At 57.3% G+C, this 2,182-nt stretch carries 2 protein-coding genes; one reads left to right on the top strand and one right to left on the bottom strand.

The features are described 5' to 3' along the window. Nucleotides 1–84 precede the first annotated feature (84 nt). Nucleotides 85–1,296, bottom strand: a complete 1,212-nt coding sequence (fabB, locus tag AAC083_RS06845) for a beta-ketoacyl-ACP synthase I (protein ID WP_108536162.1) — start codon at nucleotides 1,294–1,296, stop codon at nucleotides 85–87. 90 nt (nucleotides 1,297–1,386) lie between these two features. Here fabB and mnmD point away from each other — a divergent pair. After that, a partial coding sequence (gene mnmD / locus AAC083_RS06850; protein WP_181364672.1) for a tRNA (5-methylaminomethyl-2-thiouridine)(34)-methyltransferase MnmD occupies nucleotides 1,387–2,182 on the top strand: 796 nt, incomplete at its 3' end.

Below are 2,182 nucleotides of genomic sequence, written 5' to 3' on the forward strand. Positions count from 1 at the left end.
AAAAACCAATAAAAACAATGCCAGTCAGGCTTAACTGACTGGCATTAGGCGCCTTGCGGCGCCTTTTTTCACATCATCGACTCATCAAGCCTTGAACTTGCTGAACACCAGTGATGCATTGGTACCGCCAAAGCCGAAGCTGTTGGACATGACGGTATTGAGATCAGCCGCTTCGTACTCGCGTACGATGGGCAGCCCCTCAGCCTTCTCGTCCAAGGTCTCGATGTTGATGCTGGGGGCAATAAAGCCGTGCTCCATCATCAGCAGGGAGTAGACTGCCTCATGCACGCCCGCAGCGCCCAGCGCATGGCCGGTCATCGCTTTGGTCGCGGAGATTTTGGGGCCGTTAGTGCCAAACAGCGTCTGGATAGCTTCCAGCTCCTTGGTGTCACCCACCGGAGTGGAGGTACCGTGGGTGTTGATATAGTCAACCTTGCCCACACCCTGCATCGCCATCTTCATGCAACGCACAGCGCCTTCACCGCTCGGAGCGACCATGTCGTAGCCATCGGAGGTGGCACCGTAACCGGTCAGCTCGGCATAGATGTGAGCACCACGGGCCAGGGCATGTTCCAGCTCCTCGACCACCAGGATGCCACCGCCACCGGAGATGACGAAACCATCGCGGTTCGCATCATAGGTACGGGACGCTTTTTCCGGGGTGTCGTTGTACTTGGTGGACAGGGCACCCATGGCGTCAAACTGGATGGTGGAAGACCAGTCCAGCTCCTCGCCGCCACCAGCGAAGACCACATCCTGTTTGCCAAGCTGGATCAGCTCCAGCGCGTGACCGATGCAGTGGGCAGAGGTTGCGCAGGCGGAGCTGATGGAGTAGTTGACCCCCTTGATCTGGTACGGAGTCGCCAGACAGGCAGAGGTGGTCGAAGACATGGTGCGCGGCACCATGTAAGGGCCCACACGCTTGACCCCTTTCTCACGGGCGATGTCCACAGACTCCGAGGTGTTCTTGCCGGAAGCACCACCTGAGCCGACCACCAGGCCGGTACGCTCGTTGGAGACCTGCTCTTGCGCCAGACCGGCATCTTCAATGGCCTGCTGCATGGAGAGGTAGGCGTAGGCCGCAGCGTCACCCATGAAACGCATGACTTTACGGTCGATCAGTTCAGACGGATCGAGTTTGATGTTACCCCAGACACGGCTACGCAGGTTGTGCTGCTCGAACTGCTCGGAATAGGTGATGCCAGATTTACCTGATTTCAGGGAGGCCAGCACTTCTTCCTTGTTGTTGCCGATACTGGAGATGACGCCGATACCGGTGATCACTGCTCTTCTCATTAATTCATCTCGTCTGGAAAAACTGGCGCCAAGTCTACCCGCTTTCGGCTGCCAAACTGGTCTGCTTTCACGTAGAATGCCCGCGTTCTTATGACGCGAGCAGAGGGAAACGTGAGTCAAACATCCTTACATCATGCCCGATTGGACTGGAATGAAGCGGGAACTCCACTCTCCAGTGACTTCGGGGATGTGTACTTTTCCAATGATAACGGTCTAAGTGAAACCCGCTACGTCTTTTTGCAGCAAAATGGGTTGCCAGCGCGATTTTCTCACCACAATAGTGATACTTTCGTGATAGGTGAAACAGGTTTCGGCACAGGCCTTAACTTTCTGGCGACAATGAAAGCCTTCCTTGAACAGGCTCCCCACACCGGCAACGGCGCCCGTCTGCATTTCATCAGTTTCGAAAAATTCCCCCTCACCCAGGGCGATCTTCGCAAGGCCCTGGCCGCCTGGCCCGAGCTTGCCACCTTCAGTCAGGCACTCATCACACAGTGGCCACTGCCCGTCCCTGGCTGCCATCGTCTGCACTTTGCGGGCGGCCGCATTCGACTCGATCTCTGGCTGGGGGACATCAAGGATATGCTGCCGCAAGTGCCTCATGGTGAGCAGGGGCTGGTGGATACATGGTATCTGGATGGATTCGCACCGGCAAAAAATCCCGAGATGTGGACACAAGAGTTATGCGAGGGCCTGGCCCGCCTGGCTCGTCCCGGTGCGACCATCTCCACCTTTACCAGCGCCGGCTTCGTGCGTCGTGGCCTGATTGCCGCAGGATTTGCCATGAAGAAGGTCAAGGGCCATGGCAGCAAGTGGGCAATGCTGGCAGGCGAGCGGGTAGACAAGACACCGCAGCGCACCATCTCCCCCTGGTATGCCAGACCGG

It is taken from the genome of Aeromonas sp. HMWF014, from assembly GCF_963878295.1.
Taxonomy (GTDB): Bacteria; Pseudomonadota; Gammaproteobacteria; order Enterobacterales; family Aeromonadaceae; genus Aeromonas; species Aeromonas popoffii.

Excerpts from the sequence above, each read along its gene's own strand:
- fabB (WP_108536162.1), bottom strand. The coding sequence starts at position 1,296 with ATGAGAAGAGCAGTGATCACCGGTATCGGCGTCATCTCCAGTATCGGC.